Below are 20,424 nucleotides of genomic sequence, written 5' to 3'. Positions count from 1 at the left end.
GCAGATTCGACTCGACTACAACAGCGCCAGCGGACTGCCGAGCAGCCCGGCGACCGCCAGAGACAGCGCCAGGCGCGGCCGATACGGCAGCAACCAGACCAGCAGCAGCGCGCTGGCCATCAGCGCTGCACACCAGTCCACCAGCCCCAGGCTCCAGCCGGCCGCCGCTACTGCCGGCCACATCGACAACGCCAACAAGCTCCAACCCAAGGCTTTGAGCAGATGACGCTGGCGCGTAGTCGGTGTGCGTCCCAACAAGTCACGGTGGTGCCGATCCATCGACACACACAGGGCGCTGAAACCGCCGTAACACAGCAACAGGGCGAGCAACATTCAGATCACCTTCTGCGCAAGGGGGACTTTTCGCGCACGCTCGGCACCTTTGGGCGCAAGCGCCGTGGCACGCTGCATTTTCCACGCAGCCCAGGCCAGGAACAGGCCGCTGCCCAGGCACGTCAGGTCAAAGCCGAGCATGGCTCGATCGCCCAGGATCAACGAGATGATCAGGCCATTCGCGGTGGTCAGGGCGTTGAGCAGCGGCACGCCGCAGAACAACAGCGCCGCCAGCGTCAATTGCTCAACCCAGGCAGCGCGCCCCGGACGCAGGGCCGCATGCACCAGGCTCAGCCCCCAGGCGATGAAAAAGCTGTTCACTTCCCATTCGGCGCGCTCGGCAAAGCCCACTGGCAACAGACGGTTGGCCCAGAAGTAAACGGCCACGGCAATCACCAGACCGGACATGCTGGCGATATTCGCCACTTCCACCAGGCGCAACTCAAACGGCATCACCGCGCTTTTTGCATGCTTCAACTGGCGCTTGCCGAGCCAGATCACCAGCCCGGTGCCGATCATCGCGGTGCCGGCCAGGCCACAGATGAAGTACAGCCAGCGCAGAGCCGTACCGGCAAAGTGCCCCAGATGCAGACCGTAAACACTGCCGGCCAGCACCATCGGTGCCGAACGTTGCGGGTCGGCGCCGAGGAACTGGCCGTTGACTCCATCGAAGGCCACCGCGCTGCCAAACTCGTAGGCCACCCGGTCGGCGCTGCTGCGCATGAGATTCACTGTGGCCTTGAGGTCGCCCGGTTGGCTCACGGTCACCAGGCTGACCTGTCCACCGCCCCAATGCGCCTGGGCCTTTTCAATGAACGGCGCCAGCGCCAGCAATTGACCGGGCTGACCCGCCGCCACTGGCGCATCGGTGGACGCCGGAAACAGTTCGCTGAAAAAGCTGTCGGTGTCGCCCTTGTAGGCCACCAGAATGCTCGCCGGCATCACCATGTACATGAAGATCACCAGGCTGCTGTAGGTGATCATCAAGTGAAACGGCAACACCAGTACCCCCACCGCGTTGTGCCCGTCGAGCCAGGAGCGCTGGCCCTTGCGCGGACGGAAGGTGAAGAAGTCCTTGAAGATCTTCTTATGGGTAATGATCCCGGTGATCAGCGCCACCAGCATCAGCATCGCGGCGCTTGTGGCCAACCAGCGTCCCCAGGGATGAGGCATCTGCAACTGGTAGTGGAAGCGGTAAAAGAAATCGCCGGCACGGGTATCGCGGACCTGAATCTCTTCGCCGCTCAGCGGGTCGAGTTGGCGATTCTCCCGTGGGCCACGCCGGCCCTCGTTACCGGGCATCTGCCAGGACACCGACAGCCCCGGATCGCGCGCGCTCGGCAGGCTGATCACCCAACGCCCGGCATCGGCGGCGTGTTGCTGTAGATAGTGCTGGGCCAACGTCAGGCTGGCCTCACTGCTGACCGAGCGCAGCGGCACTTCCGGCTGCATCCAGTGGCTGATCTCGTCCTTGAAATACGACAGGGTACCCGTGAGGAAAATCGCGAACAGAATCCAGCCGAAGATCAAGCCGGTCCAGGTGTGCAGCCAGGCCATTGCCTGACGAAAGCCCTCTTTCATGATTGCCCCAGCCAGTAACCCAAACCGCCGAATGCGGCCAGCACCAGGCCCGGCACCGCCAATCCAAACCAGGCCTGCCAGGCACTGCGACTGGCGAAGCACCAGAGCACCGCGACCAGGTACACCAGGAACGAGGTCATCATGCCGCTGACCACCGCTTCGGCACGGGGCATCGGCAGCCAAAGGCTCAGGCAGATGCTGGCCAGTGCCGCAAGCAGATAGCCGCCAAACAAGGCGGCCAGCACTCGTGAAGTGACAGCCAGGCGATAGGACATGGGAAGGCTTTTCATGTTTCGACCTTGAAACGGAAGGGAATCTGCGCGCGGTCCGTGCCAGCGCAGGGTCAACAGACGGCGATAATAATGATAAATATTCTCATGTGCAAAATACTCCGATGAAAAAGCCCACCGCCTTCGGTCAGCGCTGATTGCCGAATGACAGCATCGCCCTCTACAATGCGAACAATTCTTGTTCTCTAAAGCATCTGCATGTTTGCGGAGTGGTCGCGTTGCCTCCAGCCAATACCGTTGAAAGCCTCTACCACGCCCATCACAACTGGCTCACCGGCTGGTTGCGGCGCAAGCTCGGCTGCCCGCACAACGCCGCCGACCTGGCGCAGGACACCTTCATCCGGGTTCTGACCGCTCGCGAGGCCAGCCCCATCATCGAGCCTCGTGCATTCCTCACTACTGTCGCCAAGCGCGTGCTGTTCAATTACTACCGCCGTCAGGACCTTGAGCGCGCCTATCTCGATGCGCTGGCGCAGATGCCGGAGCAGGTCATTCCCAGCGAAGAAGAAAAAGCGATCATCCTGCAAACCCTGGTCGAACTCGACCAACTGCTCGACGGCCTGCCGCGCCCGGTCAAACGTGCGTTCCTGCTGGCCCAGGTCGATGGCCTGAAGCATCGCGAAATTGCCCAGGAGCTGGGGATTTCCATCGCCACGGTAAAACGCCACCTGACCATGGCAGCCATGCGCTGCTACTTCGCCCAATGATGGCGGGTATAAATAGCGCTGCTGACTTCTCTGCACAGGTCGCCGAGCAGGCGGTCCACTGGCTCCTGGAAATCCAGAACGGCCCCCTCAGCCCGCGCCAACAGCACGCCTTTCAACAGTGGCTGAACGCCCACAGCGAACATCAGCGTGCCTGGGATCATATGCAACGGGTCAATCAGCGCCTGCGTGGCTTATCGTCGCCGTTGGCGCACACGGCCCTCAATGCGCCGAAGTCCGGCAGCCGGCGCCAGGCGCTCAAGTTGCTGCTGATCCTTGGCGCCGGTTGTGCCGCGACCTGGGGCCTGCGCGAGCCGCTGATGCCGATGCTGGCCGACTACCGCAGCCCGATCGGCCAGCGGCGCAAGCTGCAACTGGAAGATGGCAGCCAGTTGCAACTCAACACCAATACTTCGGTGGACGTGCGTAGCGAGGCCGGACAGCGGCTGATTCGCCTGCTCGACGGCGAAATCATGCTGACCGCAAGCAAAAGCCTGCACCTGCAAACCGCCCAGGGCCTGTTACGCAGCGATTCGGCGCGACTGAACGTGCGCCAGCTGCGCAACAGCACCCAGGTAGCGGTATTCGCCGGGCGTGTCGAGCTCACTGCCAACAGCGGTGCTTCGCTGTCGATCGGGCCCAACCAGCAATTGGCATTCACCGACCAGCACTGGGACGCGCCACGCGCCCTGGATGCCAACAGCGGCGCCTGGACCGACGGCATGCTGGTGGCGGCTCACATGCGCCTGGCGGACTTTCTCGACGAGTTGGGCCGCTATCGACGCGGCCAGCTCAACTGCGATCCACAAGTCGCCGACCTGCTGATCTCCGGCAGCTACCCACTGGACGACAGTGAGCGCGTCCTCGAACTGCTGGAAATCAGCCTGCCGGTGAAAGTGCAGCGCTTTACCCGCTACTGGGTGACGGTGCAGGCGCGAGCGTAACCCTCGCCTCGCAACATTATTTTGAATCTGTGTGAGCTGTTTTTCAGATCTGGCGTGACAGAGAAGGAAAGCCACCTTGATTGCCCCTTCTCAGGATCGTCCCCATGTCCACCCCTGCTACTCGCCTGACTCCCCTCGCCCGCTCGTTGCGCCAGCTTGTTCTGGGCGCCAGCCTCAGCTTCGCCGCCCTGCCGATGGCACTGGCCAGTGAGACAAAGGTTTATCAGATCGCCCCGACGTCGCTGGAAAGCGCGCTGAATCAGTTCGGTCGTGAAGCCGGGGTGCTGATCTCATTCGGTTCCCAGGTCACCAGCGGCTTGCAGAGTCAGGGCCTGCGCGGCAGCTATGACGCCGAAAACGGCTTGCACGAACTGCTCGAAGGCACCGGCCTGCAAGCCCGCGCCGAGGGCAATAACGCGTTCAGCCTGCAGCCTGCCGCTGACCCGGTCGCGCCCCAGACTCTGGAGCTCGGTGAGTCGAGTGTGGTCGGCGACTGGCTGGGGGATGCGGCGGCGATCAACGTCTTTGAACACCCCGGTGCGCGGGATGTGGTGCGCCGTGAAGAATTCGAACGCCAGGGCGCGACCCAGGCCCGCGACGTGCTGAACCGCGTCCCCGGCGTCAATGCCCCGGACAACAACGGCACCGGCAGTCACGACATGGCGCTGAACTTCGGCATCCGTGGCCTGAACCCGCGCCTGGCCTCGCGCTCGACGGTACTGATGGACGGCATTCCCGTGCCGTTCGCCCCCTACGGCCAGCCACAACTGTCCTTCGCGCCGATCAGCATGGGCAACATGGACGCGGTGGACGTGGTGCGTGGCGGCGGCGCGGTACGTTATGGCCCGCAGAACGTCGGCGGCATCGTCAACTTCGTGACCCGGGCGATTCCCGACGAACCGACCGTCAAAGGCGGGTTGCAGACCGAGACCAGTCCGTCCTCCAGCCATGATGGCTTCAAAAGCACTGGCAATCTATTGGCCGGCGGTACCGCGGATAACGGCCTGGGCGGCGCGCTCCTGTACTCCGGCACCCGTGGCGGCGACTGGCGCGAGCACAGCGACACGCAAATCGACGACCTGATCCTCAAGGGCAAATACCAGCTCGACGACGCCAACAGCTTCAATGCGATGGCCCAGTACTACGAAGGCAACGCCGACATGCCCGGCGGCCTCAACGTTGCGGACTACGATGCCGATCCGTACCAGTCGACCCGTCCCTACGACAAGTTCTGGGGCCGCCGCACGATGTTCAACGTCGGCTACCGCTATGAGCAGGATCGCCGCGAATTCACCGTCAACAGCTTCTTCACCAAGACCCTGCGCAGCGGTTATCTGGATCAGGGCTCGTTCCTCTCGCTGTCACCCCGCGAGTATTGGGTGCGTGGCCTGGAAACCCGTTTTGCCCAGGGTTTCGACCTTGGCCAGAGCAGCCATGAGGTCGGCGTCGGCTACCGCTACATCAACGAAGCCGGTCACGAACTGCGCTACCGCACGCCGATCAGCGCCAACCAGCAATTGCCCACCACCGACAGCCGCAACGACCGCGATACCCGTGGCGGCACCGAGGCCAATGCATTCTTCGTCGACGACCGCATCGATATCGGCAAGTGGACCATTACCCCGGGCGTGCGCTACGAGATGATCGATTCGCAGCAATCCAACAACCTGACCGATGTGAAGTACAAGGGCGACTACAGCACCACGCTGCCGGCCTTGAATGTGCTGTATCACCTGACCGACGAGTGGAACCTGTACGCCAATACCGAAGGCTCTTTCGGCAGCGTGCAGTACAGCCAGATGCCCAACCGGGTAACCAGCGGCGAAGTGAAACCGGAGAAAGCCCGGACCTGGGAACTCGGCACCCGCTATGACGGCGGCAACCTGCGGGCAGAAATTGGCGCCTTCCTGATCAACTTCGACAACCAGTACGAAAGCAACCAGACCAACGATTCGGTGATTGCCCGTGGCGAGACCCGCCACCAAGGCATCGAGACCAGCGTCAACTATGCGCTTGAGGGCCTCAATCCGGCACTGGCCGGCTTCGATGTCTATGCCACCTACGCCTACGTCGATGCAACCATTCGCGAAGATGGCCCGAACAAGGGCAACCGCGTGCCCTTCTCTTCCAAACACAAGGGCACCCTGGGTGTCGGCTACACCGAAGGTCCGTGGCAGCTGAATGTCGATAGCAGCTTCCAGAGCAATCAGTACGCCGACAACGCCAACACCGGCACCGAAAGCGCCGACGGCAGCACTGGCAAGATCCCCGGCTACATGCTGTTCAGCAGCCGCGCCGCCTACGATTTCGGCCCACAGCTGTCGGATCTGACGGTCGCGGTCGGCGTGAAAAACGTCTTCAACACCCAGTACTTCACGCGCTCGTTCGACGACAACAACAAGGGCAAATACGTGGGTGAGCCGCGTACGGTGTATGTGCAGACGTCCATCGCGTTCTGATCAACTGCCCGCCAGGCACGACGGCGTGCCGGCCACCAACGCGTCGATGGCACAGCGCGTCTTGGCCGGCATATGGGCCGCCGTGGGCCAGATCACATGGATCGGTGACGGCTGCTCACGGTAGCTGGGCAACACGGCTTCCAGTTGTCCACGCAGCACATAGTGCGCCACCAGCCAACTCGGCAATCTGGCCAGGCCCACGCCCGCGATAGCGGCATCGGCCACGGCCTGGAGGTCGTCCATCAGCAGCAGCGAAACCACCCGGGAACGGTGTGGGGTGTTGCTGCGATAGGCGATACCTCGGTGGCCGGCGAGGTCGTCGATCGATTCAATTGGCCCCACACGTTGCAAATACGCCGGCGCAGCCGCCAGGCACACGGACTGCTCACCCAGGCGGCGCGCGCTGAGGCGGTCGGTGTCGGGCAGCGGGCCGATTCGCACGGCCACGTCGAAGCCTTCCTGGGCCAGATCCACCAGCCGGTCGGCGAAGCAAATCTCGATTTCCAGCTCTGGATAACGCGCCATCAAGCCCCACAGTGCGGGCGCCGCGTAGTGATGCCCGAATGCCAGCGGCAAACTCACCCTTAAGCGTCCCCGCGGTTGTTGGCGACCACTTTCCAGGACGGATTGCGCTGCCTCCAGTTCCGCCAGTGCGCGCAGGCAATGTTCGTAATAGACCTGGCCGTCTTCGGTGAGCCGTTGGCGACGGGTCGAACGCTGTAACAGGCACGTGCCAAGCCGCGCCTCCAGCCGCGCCAAACCCTTGCCCACCGCCGAGCGCGTGAGATTGAGCCGTTCGGCGGCCTCGGTCAGGTTGCCGCTTTCGACGATCTGCAGAAAGAGTTCAACGCCATCAAAACGTGGTGTGGCCATGGTGCAATTGTCGCCCTTGAGTCCCCTATGCAAAGAAAACTTATCACGAATAAAGAACCAGGTTCCCGCGAGAATGACTCCCATCGTTTATCCACAGGAGAATCCCATGCCACCCGCCGCCACCTTATCGGGCGCCAGCACACCCAGCACCGCCAGAAACAACCTGGCCCTCACCGCCGTGTGCCTGGTGGCACTGATGTTCGGCCTGGAAATTTCCAGCGTGCCGATCATCCTGCCCACCTTGGAACAGCAACTGGGCACCGGTTTCCAGGACGCCCAATGGATCATGAACGCCTACACCCTGGCCTGCACCAGCGTGCTGATGGCGGCAGGCACATTGGCCGACCGCTTTGGCCGTCGACGCATGCTGGTGTTGTGCCTATGGGTATTTGCCGTGGCTTCGCTGGTGTGTGGGCTGACCGACAGCGCCTCCACATTGATTGTCGCGCGGTTTGTCCAGGGCATTGGCGGTGGGGCGATGATGATTTGTCAGTTCGCCATCCTCTCGCACCTGTTCCGCGACCCGGCAGCGCGGGCGCGGGCATTTGCCATATGGGGCGTGATTGCCGGCGTGGGTCTCGGCTTCGGGCCGATGGTCGGCGCGTTGATCCTGGCCGTGGCGGATTGGCGCTGGGTGTTCCTGGTGCATGTGCCACTGACATTGTTCACCTTGGTACTGCTGCGCGTCAGCGTGGAAGAATCCCGCGACCCGGCCACTCATCGCCTCGATATCGCCGGCATGCTGACGTTGACGCTGTCGGTGTTTGCACTGGTCTACTTCATCACCCAAGGCAGCGAAAATGGCTTTGTAACGGGTTGGGCCGGCCTGGCGCTGGCTGCGTTACTGTTGTTTATCGTGATTGAGCGCCGCAGCGCGCACCCGATGTTCGACTTCGCGGTATTTCGCATCCACCGTTTCAACGGTGCGCTGATGGGCTCGATCGGCATGAACTTCAGCTTCTGGCCTTTCATGATCTACCTGCCGTTGTACTTCCAGGCCGGCCTGGGTTACGACACCCTGACCACTGGCGCGGCCCTGCTTGCCTACACCTTGCCGACCCTGCTGGTTCCGCCGCTGGCCGAGCGCCTCGCCCTGCGCTATGGCGCCGAAGGCGTCATCCCTTTGGGTCTGGGACTGATGGCTATTGGGTTTCTGGCCATGGCCGCCATCAACATGGCCGAACACCCGGATATCAGGCTGATACTGGCTAGCTGCGTGCTGACGGGCGTGGGCCTGGCGCTGACCAACTCGCCCACTACCAACACCACCACGGGCTCGGTGTCCGCCGACCGCGCGGGCATGGCGTCGGGCATCGACCTGAGCGCACGATTAATTACCTTGGCAATCAACATCGCGCTGATGGGCCTGGTGCTGTTGCTGGGCATCAGCCATCAACTGGCTGAGGTGTTGCCTGCGAGCACTGCACTGGACTGGCCGGCCATCAGCCAAAACATTGCAGCGGGTAAGTTGGATTCGCCGGGGCTGGCACTCAACGATGCCCAGGCAGCACTGCGCCATGGCGCCGGTTGGGCGATGTTGTTTGCAGGGTTGGGTGCGTGTGGGCTGGCGCTGCTGAGTCGGTATTTTTTCCGACGCAGCTAAATGAAAGCGGGCCTGCAAATGCAGGCCCGCTTGTAGAGGATGAAAAACCGGTCAGCCGTTGATCACAGCATTTTCGTTTTCCAGGAATTCCTGCTCCAGTGCGTCTTCATTCACTTTGTTGATTGGCTGGTTTTTCCCGGCAGCGCGTGGCTTGCCTTGCAGTCGACCAAACAGATGTTCCAACGCGTGTTCCAGTTTGGTGGCCGCGCTGTCAATCGCCTGTTCCAGGGTATCGCCCTTGGCGGACACCGACAGTGGTTGATGGCCTTTTGGCCGTGCTTCCAGGCGGCAACTTAAATCGTGGGGACCGGGCTTGTCGCCGTTCTCATCCCGCAGGTAGACCTCAACACGGGTCAGATCTTCTTCATAACGTTCGAGCGTGCTCTCAATGGTAGTACGTACCCACTCCTCCAGTCGGATGCTGCTTTCAATATGGTTATCGCTGTTGACTTGGATTTGCATAGTTCATCCCTTATTTCAGCTAGCTCGCGAGAGGTCCGGGGTGGTCTCGAAAAACCCAGTTACCGTGACCTCTTACTTACAGAGTTGGGCAGATCCGGAAACAATTCAACCCCTAAAAAAAGATAAATTTTCGACGGCGAAAAAGCCGGACAAAGGGTAAAAGCGCTGGTAAGGTCGGGAGTTGGGTCGGCTTGTAATACTGCAACAATTGCTCACAACTGCCCCTCACCCAAGGGGTGCAATCCACGAAAGATTTCCGCCTCTTCCACCAGCCAATCATGCACCGCACGCACGCCCGGGTGGCTTAAAGCACCGGGGGCATACAGCAATACGTAGCGTTTGTGATTCGGCACCGCGACCCCGAACGGCACTATCAAAGTGCCACGCTCCAGTTCATCGTTGAGCAAGGTACGCCGGGCAATCGCCACGCCCATGCCGGCAATCGCCGCCTCGATGGTCAGGTGGTTGCGATTGAAGGTGTGCCCACGCCGTACATCGGCACCGTCGAAGCCGATGGCATTCAGATAAAACTCCCACTCCGCGTATTCGTAGCTGCCCCGCCAGGCGGTGATGTCGTGCAACAACGCAAAGTGCCCGAGGTCGGCCGGGCCGTGCAGCGGCGGACGGCCGCGCAACAGGCTCGGCGCGCACACCGGAAAGATCTGCTCATCGAGCAAGGCTGTGGATAACAGGCCAGGGTAGCTGCCGTCGTTCAGGTCAATGGCCAGGTCAAAGTCGCCTTCGTGCAAAGCCACGCTGCTGTCTTCGGCCACCAGGCGCAACTGGATATCCGGGTAACGCTGTTGCAGGCGCGGCAAGCGCGGGGTCAGCCATTTACCGAGGAACGACGGAATCGAGCGCAGACGCAAAATGCCGCTGATCATCCCGGCGTCCAGCCGACGCAATTCGGCGTCGATGCTGCCGTAGGCTTCGCTGACGGTAAGGGCCAGGCGCTGGCCTTCGGCACTCAGTTCTACCCCGCGCGCGCGGCGATGGAACAGGCGAAAACCCAGGCGCTCCTCCAACTGGCGAATCTGCTGGCTCACCGCCCCCGGGGTGATGTGCAGCTCTTCGGCACAGCGAGTGAATGACAGATGCCGCGCCGCGCAGGAAAACACATGCAGCCAAACATAAGTCTGGGCGTGAAATTGACGACTCATCGTTTAGTCCTGCTAAAGCCTGTCTTAGGAAGTTTCGTTGGTCACCGCGGACCATGGTAGGCAGTATCGCCGACATTGCGCTTGTCCTACAAAAAATGGCAGCGATTCCTACTCCATTGCTTGTAAGGCTTTAGCATGGCTATCAGTGTTTTTGATCTCTTCAAAGTCGGCATCGGTCCGTCCAGTTCTCACACCGTCGGCCCGATGCGCGCCGCCGCGACCTTCGTCCAGGCCCTGTTCGACCAGGATTTGGCGGGCCAGGTAAAGCGCGTCGAAGTCCGCCTGTACGGCTCGATGTCTGCCACCGGCGTCGGCCACGCCACCGACCGCGCCAGCGTCATGGGCCTGATGGGTGAATGGCCCGACAGCATCGACCCCACCAGCATCAACCCGCGCATCCAACAGTTGCGCGACAGTGGCGAATTGCTGCTCGGTGGACGCTTGAGCATTGCCTTCGACTGGCAGCGAGATGTCCTGCTGCTCGACGAGAGCCTGCCTTACCACCCCAACGCTATGGCACTGAGTGCTTTTGGCGAAAACGGCCTACTGTTCGAGCAAACCTACTACTCGGTGGGCGGCGGGTTCATCGTCGAAGCCGCCGAAGTCGAAGCGGGTGCGCCGGCTACAGCGGAGGTGCAACTGCCGTACGACTTTTCCAGCGCCGCCGAACTGTTGTCGCTGTGCAAGCAGCACGGCCTGCGGGTGGGCGAACTGATGATGGCCAATGAGCGGGCCTGGCGCAGCGACGCCGAGATCCGCCAGGGTCTGCTGCATATCTGGTCGGTGATGCGCGAGTGCGTAGAGCAAGGCCTGCGCCATGAAGGCATCTTGCCCGGTGGCCTGGATGTGCCACGACGCGCGGCGAAACTGCACCGCAGCCTGCTGGAAATCGGCAAGCCGAACGTCATCAGTTCTACCCTGTCGGCGATGGAGTGGGTGAACCTCTACGCCCTCGCGGTGAACGAAGAAAACGCTGCCGGCGGGCGCATGGTGACTGCGCCGACCAACGGTGCCGCCGGGATCATTCCGGCGGTGCTGCATTACTACATGAAGTTCAACCCAGAGGCGTCGGAGGACGACGTCGTGGCGTTTTTCCTCGGCGCTGCGGCCGTGGGCATCCTGTGCAAAAAGAACGCTTCGATCTCCGGCGCCGAAGTCGGCTGCCAGGGCGAGGTCGGTTCCGCTTGCGCCATGGCCGCTGCCGGCTTGGCCGAGGTCCTCGGCGCCACTCCCGAGCAGTTGGAAAACGCTGCCGAAATCGGCCTGGAACACAACCTCGGCCTGACCTGCGATCCGGTCGGCGGGCTGGTGCAGGTCCCGTGCATCGAGCGCAACGCAATTGCTGCGGTGAAGGCGATCAACGCCACCCAGATGGCCTTGCGCGGCGACGGCAAGCACTTCATTTCCCTCGACCGGGTGATCCGCACCATGCGCGATACCGGCGCCGACATGCACGACAAATACAAAGAAACTTCACGGGGCGGCCTGGCTGTGAGCTGGGTGGAGTGCTGAGGAGCACTGCCTGATTGTCCCTGATAGGTCGGTGTGGTTAAACCGCACCAACCTGTCCCACGTGAGCCCGAGCAACAATAATAACGAGGCCTTTACGATGACCGATGCACGTACACCTGCTGCCGAAAACCCTGCTGTAGATCTGACCCGTACCACCGACATCAGCCACAAAGGCTGGAGCAAGCACGACAGCACCTGGATGCTCGGCCTCTATGGCACGGCCATCGGCGCGGGCACCCTGTTCCTGCCGATCAACGCTGGCGTCGGCGGCTTCTGGCCGTTGCTGATCCTGGCGCTGCTGGCCTTCCCGATGACCTTCTTTGCCCACCGTGGCCTGACCCGTTTTGTGCTGTCCGGACGTTCCGGCGACATCACCGAAGTGGTGGAAGAACACTTTGGCGTCGGCGCCGGCAAGCTGATCACCCTGCTGTACTTCTTTGCGATCTTCCCGATCCTGCTGGTCTACAGCGTAGCGCTGACCAACACCCTCGGCTCCTTCATGGAGCACCAGTTGCACATCACCCCGCCACCACGCGCGGTATTGTCGCTGGCGTTGATCCTTGGTCTGATGGCCATTGTGCGCTGCGGCCAGGGCGTGATCGTCAAGGCCATGAGCGTGCTGGTCTACCCGTTCGTCGCGGCCTTGCTGTTGCTGGCGCTCAGCCTGATCCCCAACTGGAACGGCGCATTCTTCGCCTCCGCCAGTGAGGGCATGGCCATGCCGGTGTTCCTCAAGACCCTGTGGCTGGCGATCCCGGTGATGGTATTCTCGTTCAACCACTCGCCGATCATCTCGGCCTTTGCGGTCGATCAGAAACAACGCTATGGCGCCCAGGCCGAGGCGAAGAGCAGCGGCATCCTCGCGGCTGCCCACGGCATGATGGTGGTGACGGTGATGTTCTTCTGCTTCAGTTGCGTGCTGGCGCTGTCGCCCACCGACCTGGCAGCGGCCAAGGCACAGAACATCTCGATCCTGTCGTACCTGGCCAACCACTTCCAGACCCCGGTCATTGCCTACGCCGCGCCACTGATTGCGTTGGTGGCGATCACCAAGTCTTTCCTCGGCCACTACATCGGTGCCAGCGAAGGCTTCCAGGGCTTGATTGTGAAAAGCTTGCGCGGCCGTGGCCGAGTGGTGTCCAACCGTTGGCTGAACCGGGCCACGGCGCTGTTCATGATTCTGAGCTGCTGGGCCGTGGCGACCTTCAACCCAAGCATCCTGGGCATGATCGAAACCCTCGGTGGGCCGGTGATCGCCTGCCTGCTGTTCCTGATGCCGATGTATGCCATTCGACGCGTGCCAGCTCTGCGCCAGTACTCGGGTCAGGCGTCGAACGTGTTCGTGGTATTGGTCGGACTGATCGCACTGTCTGCGATCATCTATTCCGTGATGCCCTGAAATAGCTCAGTCAACCACCCGCCGCAGGTGCTGCCACGCCTGCGCCTGCGGCAGGTGGCATCCCGGCATGTCCTTTGCTTTGTCCTGTGTGCAGCCCACCAGCCGCCGACGGTCTGGAAAAGCGAACCAATCCCGGCCACGGCCGGTCAATGCATGCACGAGCCAATCAAGCGGTGACGCATCATGGACAATCCTTTCCAACTGATTACCGACGCCTTCGCCGAGGATTATCAGATCAACCTGAGCATCCAGGGACTCGACGGCGGCATCATGCTGACCCTGTCCAACGCCGGCCGGGTGGTTGCCAAGCGCATGATCAGCGCCCAGCAACGCAACGATCCGCAGCGCCTGAAACGGCTGGTGCAAAGCATCCAGTTCGGCATTGCCATCGAGCAAGGCCACAGTGCCATGGCGATCCTCGAAGCCATGACCGACAGTGCCAACCTCGAGTTGCCACCGCCGATCCGCAAGCGCCCGAACGCCCTGTCAGCCCGGCCTTAGAGCTCGCCTTTCTCGACTTCCGGATGTTCCGCCGAACCCGCACCCACCTTGCGCTGCGGGTTTTCGATCTTCACCGACGGGAACTGCGAAGAGGCATAGCGCACCACCAGAATCGCGAACGCCAGCAGCAGGATCCCGCCGCACAAGTAAATGATCCCCACGTCCGGCGGATTGTGGTGCGAGACGTTGGAGATCAGCAGGCGGGTCAATGCGGTGATCGCCACGTAGATCAGAAACCGTACCGGCATGTGGTTGGTCTTGAAGTAAATCCCGACCATCGCCCCCAGTTCCAGGTAGATGAACAACAGCAGAATGTCGTCGATCTTTATGTGGCCCTTCTCGAGCATGCCGAGAAATTCCATCACCGCTGCCCAGGCCGTGACAGCGCCAATGGCGAACAGGGCGAGGTAGTGGAAGGATTCGACGAACAGGTTGCCCAGGGATTCGGCCAGCTCATGCACGTTCTGGCGAAGACGCTCCGCCCAATGGATTTTCACGGTGGTTCTTCCTTAGGTCGATTCGACCGAATAATGCGAGTTGGACGTGACGGTTGTTCTGCATGCAGAAAAAAGGCCAGTGATCATCGATTGAGATGATGGCCGGCGTCGATGAGGCACGTTGCCACTGCCTGACGGCTGACAAACCCCGAAACCGGTCTAGATTAAAAAGCGACTACCCAAAGCGACAAGATTCGCTTATCCTTTTTGCTGTATATAAATACAGTGGTCGCAAAAGACAACTATTGTGAAGGCATATGAGGTGGTAAATGGCCGTCGAAGTGGTATACCGCAGCAGCCGAGATCTGGAGCGCTTGTTCATGGATAAAGCCGAAGCTGACCGTCATGACAAAATGCTCGAGCTGGCCGAATTGCTGGCTGAAGTGCTGCAAAAAGCGGTGCCGTCGCTGACCGAGCAGCAAGTAGAAGAGGCCGGCATCTACATGGCGAAGAACCGCGATGTCTTCGCCAAGGCCTTCAAGAGCCAGCCGGACGCCCTGTCCGAGCTGCTCAGTGCGCCGGCGCCGGTTGAACCCGAGGTCGAAGTGGCTGAACCGGCGACTGAAGACGAGCCTGCCGAACCGGTCAAGGCCATCAAGCCGACCAAGACGGTCAAGGCTGCGAAGTAAACGGCAGTTGATATGAAAAGGCCCTGGCTCATTGAGTCAGGGCCTTTTTCATACACAGGGGTTCAACGGTACAGCAGGCGTTCCGCCAACTCGTCGGCCACTCGAGCCGGGGAGCGTTTTTCCGCCTGGGCGTGGGCGAAGACTTCGGTCAGGCGCGAGCCGATTTTCGACAGGTGCCCGGTGATGCTCGACAACTCGTCTCCGCGATGTTTGAGCACCACATAGATCAGCCCGCCGGAATTGATCACATAGTCAGGCGCGTAGAGAATGCCGCGCCCCTCCAGTTGATCAGCCACGCTGAGGTGGGTCAGTTGATTGTTGGCCGAGCCGGCCACTGCGGCACACCGCAGTTGCGCAACACTGTGGCTGTTGAGCACGCCCCCCAGGCCGCAGGGCGCGAGGATGTCGCAAGGCGTGCTGAGCAGCGCTTCGTTGGCAATCGGGTGCGCTCCCAACTGCTCCATCGCCAACTGCACCTTGCCCGGGTCGATGTCACTGACCAGCAACTCCGCTCCGGCGGCATGCAGTTGCTCGGCCAGGGCAAAACCCACATTGCCCAGGCCCTGGATCGCGACCCGCAAGCCCTCGAGATTATCGCTGCCCAGGCGCGCCATCGCGGTGGCGCGAATACCCGTGAACACGCCCATGGCCGAATGCGGCGATGGATCACCCGAGACGGTGGTGCTGGTGACGTGCTGGGTATGCTGGGCAATGCAGTCCATGTCGGCCACCGAAGTGCCGCTGTCGATTGCCGTGATGTAGCGACCGTCGAGTTGCTCGATACAACGGCCAAACGCTTCAAACAATGCGCTGCGACTTTCGACATGGGCCGGGCGCACGATCACCGCCACCCCGCCGCCCTGGGGCAAGCCGGCCAGGGCCGCCTTGTAACTCATGCCTTGCGCCAGGCGCACAGCATCGGTCACGGCGCTTTCATCGTCGGGATAAGCAAGGTAACGACATCCGCCGAGGGCAGGTCCCAGGCGGCTGCAATGAATGGCGATCACCGCCTTCAACCCGGTTGCCGGGTCAACGCTCAAGTGCAGCGATTCAAGGCGGGTGCTTTGCATGAGAGCGAACATCGTAAGGCTCCCGAATCACTTCCAGTAGTCGCCAGTATAGGCGTGCGGCTGAAAATTGCTGAAGCGCACCGGAATAAGCAAAGGCCGCCGCCAACGCTTTGTGACATATCTTCAACGGCGCTGCTTGCGGCACTGGACGAACGCTTGCGACAGGGCTAAAACGAGGCATTCACCGGAGATTTCGATGAAGCCGCGCCAAGCCTTTTTCGCCTGCCTGCAACACTCGCCACCGGCGCTCTTCGAGGCGGCGCTGTGGATTGCTGTCGAGCACGATACCGAGGTCAGGCCAGAGGCCGTGCTCGCACAATTCAAGGAACTTGAGCAGCGTGTCAGCAGTGGCCTGCCGATGTTGCCGGTCAACGAGTTGGGACAGCCGTTGCTGCGTCGGCTCAACGACCTGGGTTATCAACAGGACGAAGCGACACCGTTGCGCCCGCAGGCGGCGCTGCTGAACAAGGTACTGGAACGACGGCGAGGACAGCCGTTGGCCCTGGGTCTGATTACTCTGGAACTGGCGCGGCGCCTGGAAATTCCCATGGTCGGGGTGAATTTCCCCGGCCACTTTCTGCTGCGCGTACCGGGCGCCGACCATCTGCTCGACCCCTGCGGCGGTCGCCGCTTGTATCCTGCTGATTGCCGCGAACTGCTGCATCGCCAGTACGGCGCACAGATGTCACTCAACGCCGAACATCTGCAGACCAGCGAACCGCTGCAGATGCTCCAGCGCCTGTCCCGCAACCTGCGCCAGTTACACCTGGCCAACGACGACTGCATCGGCGCCTTGATCGATGCCGAGCGAGTCCTTGAACTGGGCAATGGCAGCGCCAGCGACTATCTCGCCCGCGCCAGCATTTACCAGCGGCTGGAGTGCCCCAATGCCGAACGCTTCGACCTGGAGCACGCCCTGCTGCTCAGTGACGATCCGATCCAGCGCATACGCCTGACCGAACGCCTGGGCCATTTGCCGCCCAACTCGATCGTCCACTGAGGTTCACGGCGTATCCGGCTGATTGCCCGGATGCGCCTTGACGAACGCTGGATGCTCCGCCGCCAGCGCTGCTACCCGACGAATTCGTGGATAGGCCTGCAGATCGACGTTGAAGCGCTCAGCTGCATAAAGCTGCGGTATCAGATAGACATCCGCCAGCCCGGGCGCGCTGCCGAAGCAGTAGCCCTCGTCACGAATAAGCTGCTCGACCGCCGCCAGCCCCTGGCTGATCCAGTGCCCGATCCACTGCACCACCTGGGTTTCGTCATGACCCAACTGGCGCAACTGATTGAGCACGCTGACGTTGTGCAGCGGATGGATGTCGCAACCGATCAACGCCGCCACGGCCCGCTCATGGGCACGCTGGGCGAGGTCCTCGGCGAGCAGCGGCACCTGTGGATAACGTTCTTCCAGGTACTCGATGATCGCCGGCGACTGGATCAGCAACTCGCCGTCGTCGGTGCGCAGGGCCGGCACCCGGCCTTGTGGATTGATCTGCAGGTACGCCGGCTGACGGTGTTCGCCGCCGGCCGGAGCAATCAGATTGACTGGCAGTGCCTGGTAATCCAGGCCCTTGAGTGCCAGGGCAATCCGCACCCGAAACGACGAGGTCGAGCGGTAGTAGGTAAAGAGTTCCATGCCCCTGCCCCCTTAGCGTGCCGGCAGAATCTTGCCACGGCACTCGCCGAAGCCGATGGAGGCGAACCCCTCGCGGCTGCAACGGGCGCGCAGGATGATTTCATCGCCATCTTCAAGGAACTTGCGTACTTCGCCGGACGCCAGTTCGATCGGCTTTTTCCCGCCTTCGGTGATTTCCAGCAGGCTGCCGAACTGACCATTCTCGGGGCCGGACAAGGTGCCCGAACCGAACAGATCGCCGGCCTGCAACTGGCAGCCGTTGACGCTGTGGTGCGCGACCATCTGCGCCACGGTCCAGTACATGTGTTGGGTGTTGCTCAGGGTCAGGCGGTGGGCCGGCAGGTTCTGCTCGCGCATGGTTTCGGTGAGCAGCAACACTTCCAGCTCGATGTCGAAGGCACCGGCGGCCTGGTCACGCGTGTCCAGCAGGTACGGCAGCGGCTGCGGATCGCCCTGCGGACGCGGCGGTTGTGCACGGCGGAACGGCTCCAGGGCTTCGGCGGTCACGACCCAGGGCGAGATGCTGGTGATGAAGCTTTTCGACAGGAACGGCCCCAGTGGCTGGTATTCCCAGGCCTGAATGTCACGCGCCGACCAGTCGTTGAGCAGGCAGTAACCGGCAATGTGTTCAGCCGCATCGCCAATGGCGATCGAGTCGCCCATGGCGTTGCCCTGGCCGATCCAGATGCCCAGCTCCAGTTCGTAGTCCAGACGCGCGCAAGGGCCGAAACTTGGCTCGGTCTGGCCAGCCGGCAGGGTCTGGCCTTTCGGGCGGCGCACTTCGGTGCCCGATGGGCGAATGGTCGAGGCGCGGCCGTGGTAGCCGATCGGCACATATTTGTAGTTCGGCAGCAGCGGGTTGTCCGGACGGAACAGTTTGCCGACGTTCTGCGCGTGCTCGATGCCGACGTAGAAGTCGGTGTAGTCGTTGATGCGGGCCGGCAGGTGCATCTGGCAATTGGCCGCCAACGGCAGCAGTTTCGCGCCCTGGGCTTCGAGCTTGCCGTGCAGGCTGCTGCCTTCGGCCAGCAGTTCCAGCAGACGCTCGCGCAGGGCCACGCGGGCGCTGCGGCCGAGCTCGAAGAAGGCGTTCAACTGGCCGCCACGGGTGGCTTCCACGGCAGTGCGGGCCGCGCCTTCAAACAGGCCGGCCGCCAGCGCCGCCTCGAGGTCGAAGATGTGCTCGCCAATCGCTACGCCGCTGCGCGGGGCCGAACCCTGGGTGCTGAACACGCCCAGCGGCAGGTTCTGCAGGGGGAAATCGGCGTGGCCGTTGGCGGAGGCAACCCAGCTACGAGTGGGGGTGATCTGGGTCATGGGTTATCTCCGATTCGGGTTGAAAGTGGCGGGCAGCGAAGCCCAGCAAGCGTCATAAGTGTTTTGCAATTGAGGGCAGTCCAGGGCGAAGCGCGTTGGGCGCAGCACCTGGCTGGTCTCGAACATGAAGGCCATGGTGTTATCGATCTTGGCCGGTGCCAGCTCGGCGTTGATCGCCTTGGTGCAGGTCTCGCCATCCGGGCCATGGGCGCTCATGCAGCTGTGCAGCGAGGCGCCGCCGGGCAGGAAGCCTTCGGCCTTGGCGTCGTATTCGCCACGGATCAAGCCCATGAATTCATTCATCAGGTTGCGGTGGAACCACGGTGGACGGAAGGTGTTCTCGGCCACCATCCAGCGCGGCGGGAAGATCACGAAGTCGAGGTTGGCCAGGCCATGCACGCTGGTCGGCGAGGTCAGCACGGTGAAGATCGATGGATCCGGGTGATCGAAGCTGACGGTGCCGATGGTGTTGAAGCGACGCAGGTCATATTTGTACGGCACGTTGTTGCCGTGCCAGGCGACCACGTTCAGCGGCGAATGGTCCAGCTCGCAGGCCCACAATTCACCGAGGAATTTCTGCACCAGGGTGGTCGGTTGCTGCAGGTTTTCGTAGTGCGCGACTGGCGTCAGGAAGTCCCGCGGATTGGCCAGGCCGTTACTGCCAATCGGCCCCAGGTCCGGCAGGCGCAGTGGCGCGCCATGGTTTTCCGCGAGGTAGCCACGGGCCTGCGGGTCGAGCAATTCGATGCGGAATTTCAAGCCTCGGGGCAGCACGGCGATTTCCAGCGGCTCCAGCTCCAGAACCCCCAGTTCAGTGGCGATACGCAGGCGCCCCAGTTGCGGCACCAGCAACCACTCGCCATCGGCGTTGAAGAACACGCGCTCCATCGAGCGGTTGGCAGCGTAGTGATAAATGCTGATCCCGGACGGTTTTTCCGCGCCCGAGTTGGCCGCCATGCTCACTAGGCCATCGATGAAATCGGTCGGCTCGCCAGGGATATCCAACGGGTTCCAGCGCAGGCGATTGGGCGTGACTTCGCCCAGCGGGCCACCGGCCAACTGACGCTCCAGCTTGACGAACGCCGGGTGGTTGGCCGACGGCTGGATGCGGTACATCCAGGTGCGCCGTGCTTCGCTGCGGACCATGGTGAACGCGGTGCCAGAGAACAGCTCGGTGTACAGACCGTATGGGGCTTTCTGCGGCGAGTTCTGGCCGACCGGCAATGCACCGGGCAAGGCCTCGCTGCTGAATTCGTTGCCGAAGCCTGACTGATAGGCCAGCGCTGGCGTCGTTGAATCGGGGTTCATGGAGCCTCCTGAACAGGGAGAGGACCGTGGCCTTCGCGCCCACTGATCAGGGTTTCGGCACGTCCCGGTTATTTTTGTCGTAATCCAATTACGCATAACGTAATTTGATTGGTATTGACCGTCAAGCTATAAAGACGCCCATT

At 61.9% G+C, this 20,424-nt stretch carries 19 protein-coding genes and 1 pseudogene; 9 read left to right on the top strand and 11 right to left on the bottom strand.

What is annotated here, in order from left to right; translation table 11 throughout:
- Positions 1–15: 15 nt before the first annotated feature.
- Genes KW062_RS05185 through KW062_RS05175 form a run of 3 tightly spaced genes read right to left on the bottom strand, consistent with a single transcriptional unit; the run spans position 16 to position 2,204 of the window.
- Positions 16–333, bottom strand: coding sequence for a DUF3325 domain-containing protein (locus KW062_RS05185; protein WP_105755095.1), 318 nt, complete (start codon positions 331–333; stop codon positions 16–18).
- A complete protein-coding gene (locus KW062_RS05180; protein WP_105755094.1) occupies positions 334–1,914 on the bottom strand; it encodes a PepSY-associated TM helix domain-containing protein in 1,581 nt (526 codons plus the stop codon).
- The gene (locus KW062_RS05175) at positions 1,911–2,204 is read right to left on the bottom strand and encodes a DUF3649 domain-containing protein (protein WP_027618591.1); all 294 of its coding nucleotides are present in this window, start codon (positions 2,202–2,204) and stop codon (positions 1,911–1,913) included. Before KW062_RS05175 ends, KW062_RS05180 begins: the two co-directional genes overlap by 4 nt.
- Before the next feature lie 218 nt (positions 2,205–2,422).
- On the opposite strand from KW062_RS05175, the gene KW062_RS05170 reads away from it, so the two are divergent.
- From KW062_RS05170 to fecA, 3 genes are all read left to right on the top strand, one after another.
- On the top strand, positions 2,423–2,911 hold the full coding sequence (locus KW062_RS05170; protein WP_027618590.1) for a sigma-70 family RNA polymerase sigma factor: 489 nt from the start codon (positions 2,423–2,425) through the stop codon (positions 2,909–2,911).
- Positions 2,908–3,852: a FecR domain-containing protein gene (locus KW062_RS05165; RefSeq protein WP_105755093.1), complete on the top strand. Its 945-nt coding sequence runs from the start codon at positions 2,908–2,910 to the stop codon at positions 3,850–3,852. The genes KW062_RS05170 and KW062_RS05165 overlap by 4 nt, the downstream gene beginning before the upstream one ends.
- 104 nt (positions 3,853–3,956) lie before the next feature.
- Positions 3,957–6,311 (top strand): TonB-dependent Fe(3+) dicitrate receptor FecA, encoded by a 2,355-nt coding sequence (gene fecA / locus KW062_RS05160; protein WP_105755092.1) that lies wholly within the window; start codon positions 3,957–3,959, stop codon positions 6,309–6,311.
- Here fecA and KW062_RS05155 read toward each other — a convergent pair whose 3' ends face one another.
- The gene (locus tag KW062_RS05155; protein ID WP_105755091.1) at positions 6,312–7,184 is read right to left on the bottom strand and encodes a LysR family transcriptional regulator; all 873 of its coding nucleotides are present in this window, start codon (positions 7,182–7,184) and stop codon (positions 6,312–6,314) included.
- Positions 7,185–7,290: 106 nt separating this feature from the next.
- On the opposite strand from KW062_RS05155, the gene KW062_RS05150 reads away from it, so the two are divergent.
- Complete coding sequence (locus tag KW062_RS05150; protein ID WP_105755090.1) at positions 7,291–8,787, top strand: MFS transporter; 1,497 nt, start codon at positions 7,291–7,293, stop codon at positions 8,785–8,787.
- 51 nt (positions 8,788–8,838) lie between these two features.
- Here KW062_RS05150 and KW062_RS05145 read toward each other — a convergent pair whose 3' ends face one another.
- Together KW062_RS05145 and KW062_RS05140 are read right to left on the bottom strand one after the other, a co-directional pair.
- Positions 8,839–9,249 carry an HPF/RaiA family ribosome-associated protein gene (locus KW062_RS05145; RefSeq protein WP_027618585.1) on the bottom strand — a complete coding sequence of 137 codons (411 nt, stop codon included), beginning with the start codon at positions 9,247–9,249 and terminating at the stop codon, positions 8,839–8,841.
- Positions 9,250–9,461: 212 nt separating this feature from the next.
- Entirely contained in the window at positions 9,462–10,409 is a 948-nt protein-coding gene (locus KW062_RS05140; RefSeq protein ID WP_027618584.1) for a LysR substrate-binding domain-containing protein, read from the bottom strand.
- Between the two features lie 135 nt (positions 10,410–10,544).
- Between KW062_RS05140 and KW062_RS05135 the strand changes: the two genes are divergently transcribed.
- The 3 genes from KW062_RS05135 (at position 10,545) to KW062_RS05125 (ending at position 13,821) form a co-directional block, all read left to right on the top strand.
- Positions 10,545–11,921 carry an L-serine ammonia-lyase gene (locus KW062_RS05135; RefSeq protein ID WP_105755089.1) on the top strand — a complete coding sequence of 459 codons (1,377 nt, stop codon included), beginning with the start codon at positions 10,545–10,547 and terminating at the stop codon, positions 11,919–11,921.
- Between the two features lie 97 nt (positions 11,922–12,018).
- Positions 12,019–13,320 carry a serine/threonine transporter gene (locus KW062_RS05130; RefSeq protein WP_027618582.1) on the top strand — a complete coding sequence of 434 codons (1,302 nt, stop codon included), beginning with the start codon at positions 12,019–12,021 and terminating at the stop codon, positions 13,318–13,320.
- Positions 13,321–13,503: 183 nt separating this feature from the next.
- A complete protein-coding gene (locus tag KW062_RS05125) occupies positions 13,504–13,821 on the top strand; it encodes a DUF3509 domain-containing protein (protein WP_027618581.1) in 318 nt (105 codons plus the stop codon).
- Here KW062_RS05125 and KW062_RS05120 read toward each other — a convergent pair.
- The gene (locus KW062_RS05120; protein ID WP_027618580.1) at positions 13,818–14,318 is read right to left on the bottom strand and encodes a phosphate-starvation-inducible protein PsiE; all 501 of its coding nucleotides are present in this window, start codon (positions 14,316–14,318) and stop codon (positions 13,818–13,820) included. The two genes, KW062_RS05125 and KW062_RS05120, sit on opposite strands and share 4 nt — an antisense overlap.
- A gap of 269 nt (positions 14,319–14,587) precedes the next feature.
- On the opposite strand from KW062_RS05120, the pseudogene KW062_RS05115 reads away from it, so the two are divergent.
- A pseudogene (locus tag KW062_RS05115) lies at positions 14,588–14,851 on the top strand (YebG family protein); the annotation flags it as partial.
- 158 nt (positions 14,852–15,009) lie between these two features.
- On the opposite strand, the gene KW062_RS05110 reads toward KW062_RS05115, so the two are convergent.
- Entirely contained in the window at positions 15,010–16,029 is a 1,020-nt protein-coding gene (locus tag KW062_RS05110; protein WP_027618578.1) for a Glu/Leu/Phe/Val dehydrogenase family protein, read from the bottom strand.
- Positions 16,030–16,213: 184 nt separating this feature from the next.
- Between KW062_RS05110 and KW062_RS05105 the strand changes: the two genes are divergently transcribed.
- Positions 16,214–17,017 carry a SirB1 family protein gene (locus tag KW062_RS05105; RefSeq protein ID WP_027618577.1) on the top strand — a complete coding sequence of 268 codons (804 nt, stop codon included), beginning with the start codon at positions 16,214–16,216 and terminating at the stop codon, positions 17,015–17,017.
- 3 nt (positions 17,018–17,020) lie between these two features.
- On the opposite strand, the gene maiA is transcribed toward KW062_RS05105, so the two are convergent.
- From maiA to hmgA, 3 genes are read right to left on the bottom strand one after another with little or no spacing between them, the layout of a single operon-like run.
- On the bottom strand, positions 17,021–17,656 hold the full coding sequence (maiA, locus tag KW062_RS05100) for a maleylacetoacetate isomerase (RefSeq protein ID WP_027618576.1): 636 nt from the start codon (positions 17,654–17,656) through the stop codon (positions 17,021–17,023).
- 12 nt (positions 17,657–17,668) lie between these two features.
- Positions 17,669–18,973: a fumarylacetoacetase gene (fahA, locus tag KW062_RS05095; protein WP_027618575.1), complete on the bottom strand. Its 1,305-nt coding sequence runs from the start codon at positions 18,971–18,973 to the stop codon at positions 17,669–17,671.
- Positions 18,974–18,976: 3 nt separating this feature from the next.
- A complete protein-coding gene (hmgA, locus tag KW062_RS05090) occupies positions 18,977–20,281 on the bottom strand; it encodes a homogentisate 1,2-dioxygenase (protein ID WP_105755088.1) in 1,305 nt (434 codons plus the stop codon).
- Between the last annotated feature and the right edge of the window lie 143 nt (positions 20,282–20,424).

The organism is Pseudomonas fluorescens, from assembly GCF_019212185.1.
In the GTDB taxonomy this organism is placed as follows: domain Bacteria; phylum Pseudomonadota; class Gammaproteobacteria; order Pseudomonadales; family Pseudomonadaceae; genus Aquipseudomonas.
This window is presented reverse-complemented; position numbering and strand designations above follow the sequence as displayed.

Bases quoted from the DNA above. Each gene is read 5' to 3' on its own strand.
- KW062_RS05125 (WP_027618581.1), top strand. From the start codon at position 13,504: ATGGACAATCCTTTCCAACTGATTACCGACGCCTTCGCCGAGGATTAT.
- fahA (WP_027618575.1), bottom strand. From the start codon at position 18,973: ATGACCCAGATCACCCCCACTCGTAGCTGGGTTGCCTCCGCCAACGGC.
- maiA (WP_027618576.1), bottom strand. From the start codon at position 17,656: ATGGAACTCTTTACCTACTACCGCTCGACCTCGTCGTTTCGGGTGCGG.
- fecA (WP_105755092.1), top strand. From the start codon at position 3,957: ATGTCCACCCCTGCTACTCGCCTGACTCCCCTCGCCCGCTCGTTGCGC.
- KW062_RS05110 (WP_027618578.1), bottom strand. From the start codon at position 16,029: ATGTTCGCTCTCATGCAAAGCACCCGCCTTGAATCGCTGCACTTGAGC.
- KW062_RS05175 (WP_027618591.1), bottom strand. From the start codon at position 2,204: ATGAAAAGCCTTCCCATGTCCTATCGCCTGGCTGTCACTTCACGAGTG.
- KW062_RS05145 (WP_027618585.1), bottom strand. From the start codon at position 9,249: ATGCAAATCCAAGTCAACAGCGATAACCATATTGAAAGCAGCATCCGA.
- KW062_RS05155 (WP_105755091.1), bottom strand. From the start codon at position 7,184: ATGGCCACACCACGTTTTGATGGCGTTGAACTCTTTCTGCAGATCGTC.
- KW062_RS05105 (WP_027618577.1), top strand. From the start codon at position 16,214: ATGAAGCCGCGCCAAGCCTTTTTCGCCTGCCTGCAACACTCGCCACCG.
- KW062_RS05180 (WP_105755094.1), bottom strand. From the start codon at position 1,914: ATGAAAGAGGGCTTTCGTCAGGCAATGGCCTGGCTGCACACCTGGACC.
- KW062_RS05185 (WP_105755095.1), bottom strand. From the start codon at position 333: ATGTTGCTCGCCCTGTTGCTGTGTTACGGCGGTTTCAGCGCCCTGTGT.
- KW062_RS05135 (WP_105755089.1), top strand. From the start codon at position 10,545: ATGGCTATCAGTGTTTTTGATCTCTTCAAAGTCGGCATCGGTCCGTCC.
- KW062_RS05165 (WP_105755093.1), top strand. From the start codon at position 2,908: ATGATGGCGGGTATAAATAGCGCTGCTGACTTCTCTGCACAGGTCGCC.
- hmgA (WP_105755088.1), bottom strand. From the start codon at position 20,281: ATGAACCCCGATTCAACGACGCCAGCGCTGGCCTATCAGTCAGGCTTC.
- KW062_RS05130 (WP_027618582.1), top strand. From the start codon at position 12,019: ATGACCGATGCACGTACACCTGCTGCCGAAAACCCTGCTGTAGATCTG.
- KW062_RS05140 (WP_027618584.1), bottom strand. From the start codon at position 10,409: ATGAGTCGTCAATTTCACGCCCAGACTTATGTTTGGCTGCATGTGTTT.
- KW062_RS05150 (WP_105755090.1), top strand. From the start codon at position 7,291: ATGCCACCCGCCGCCACCTTATCGGGCGCCAGCACACCCAGCACCGCC.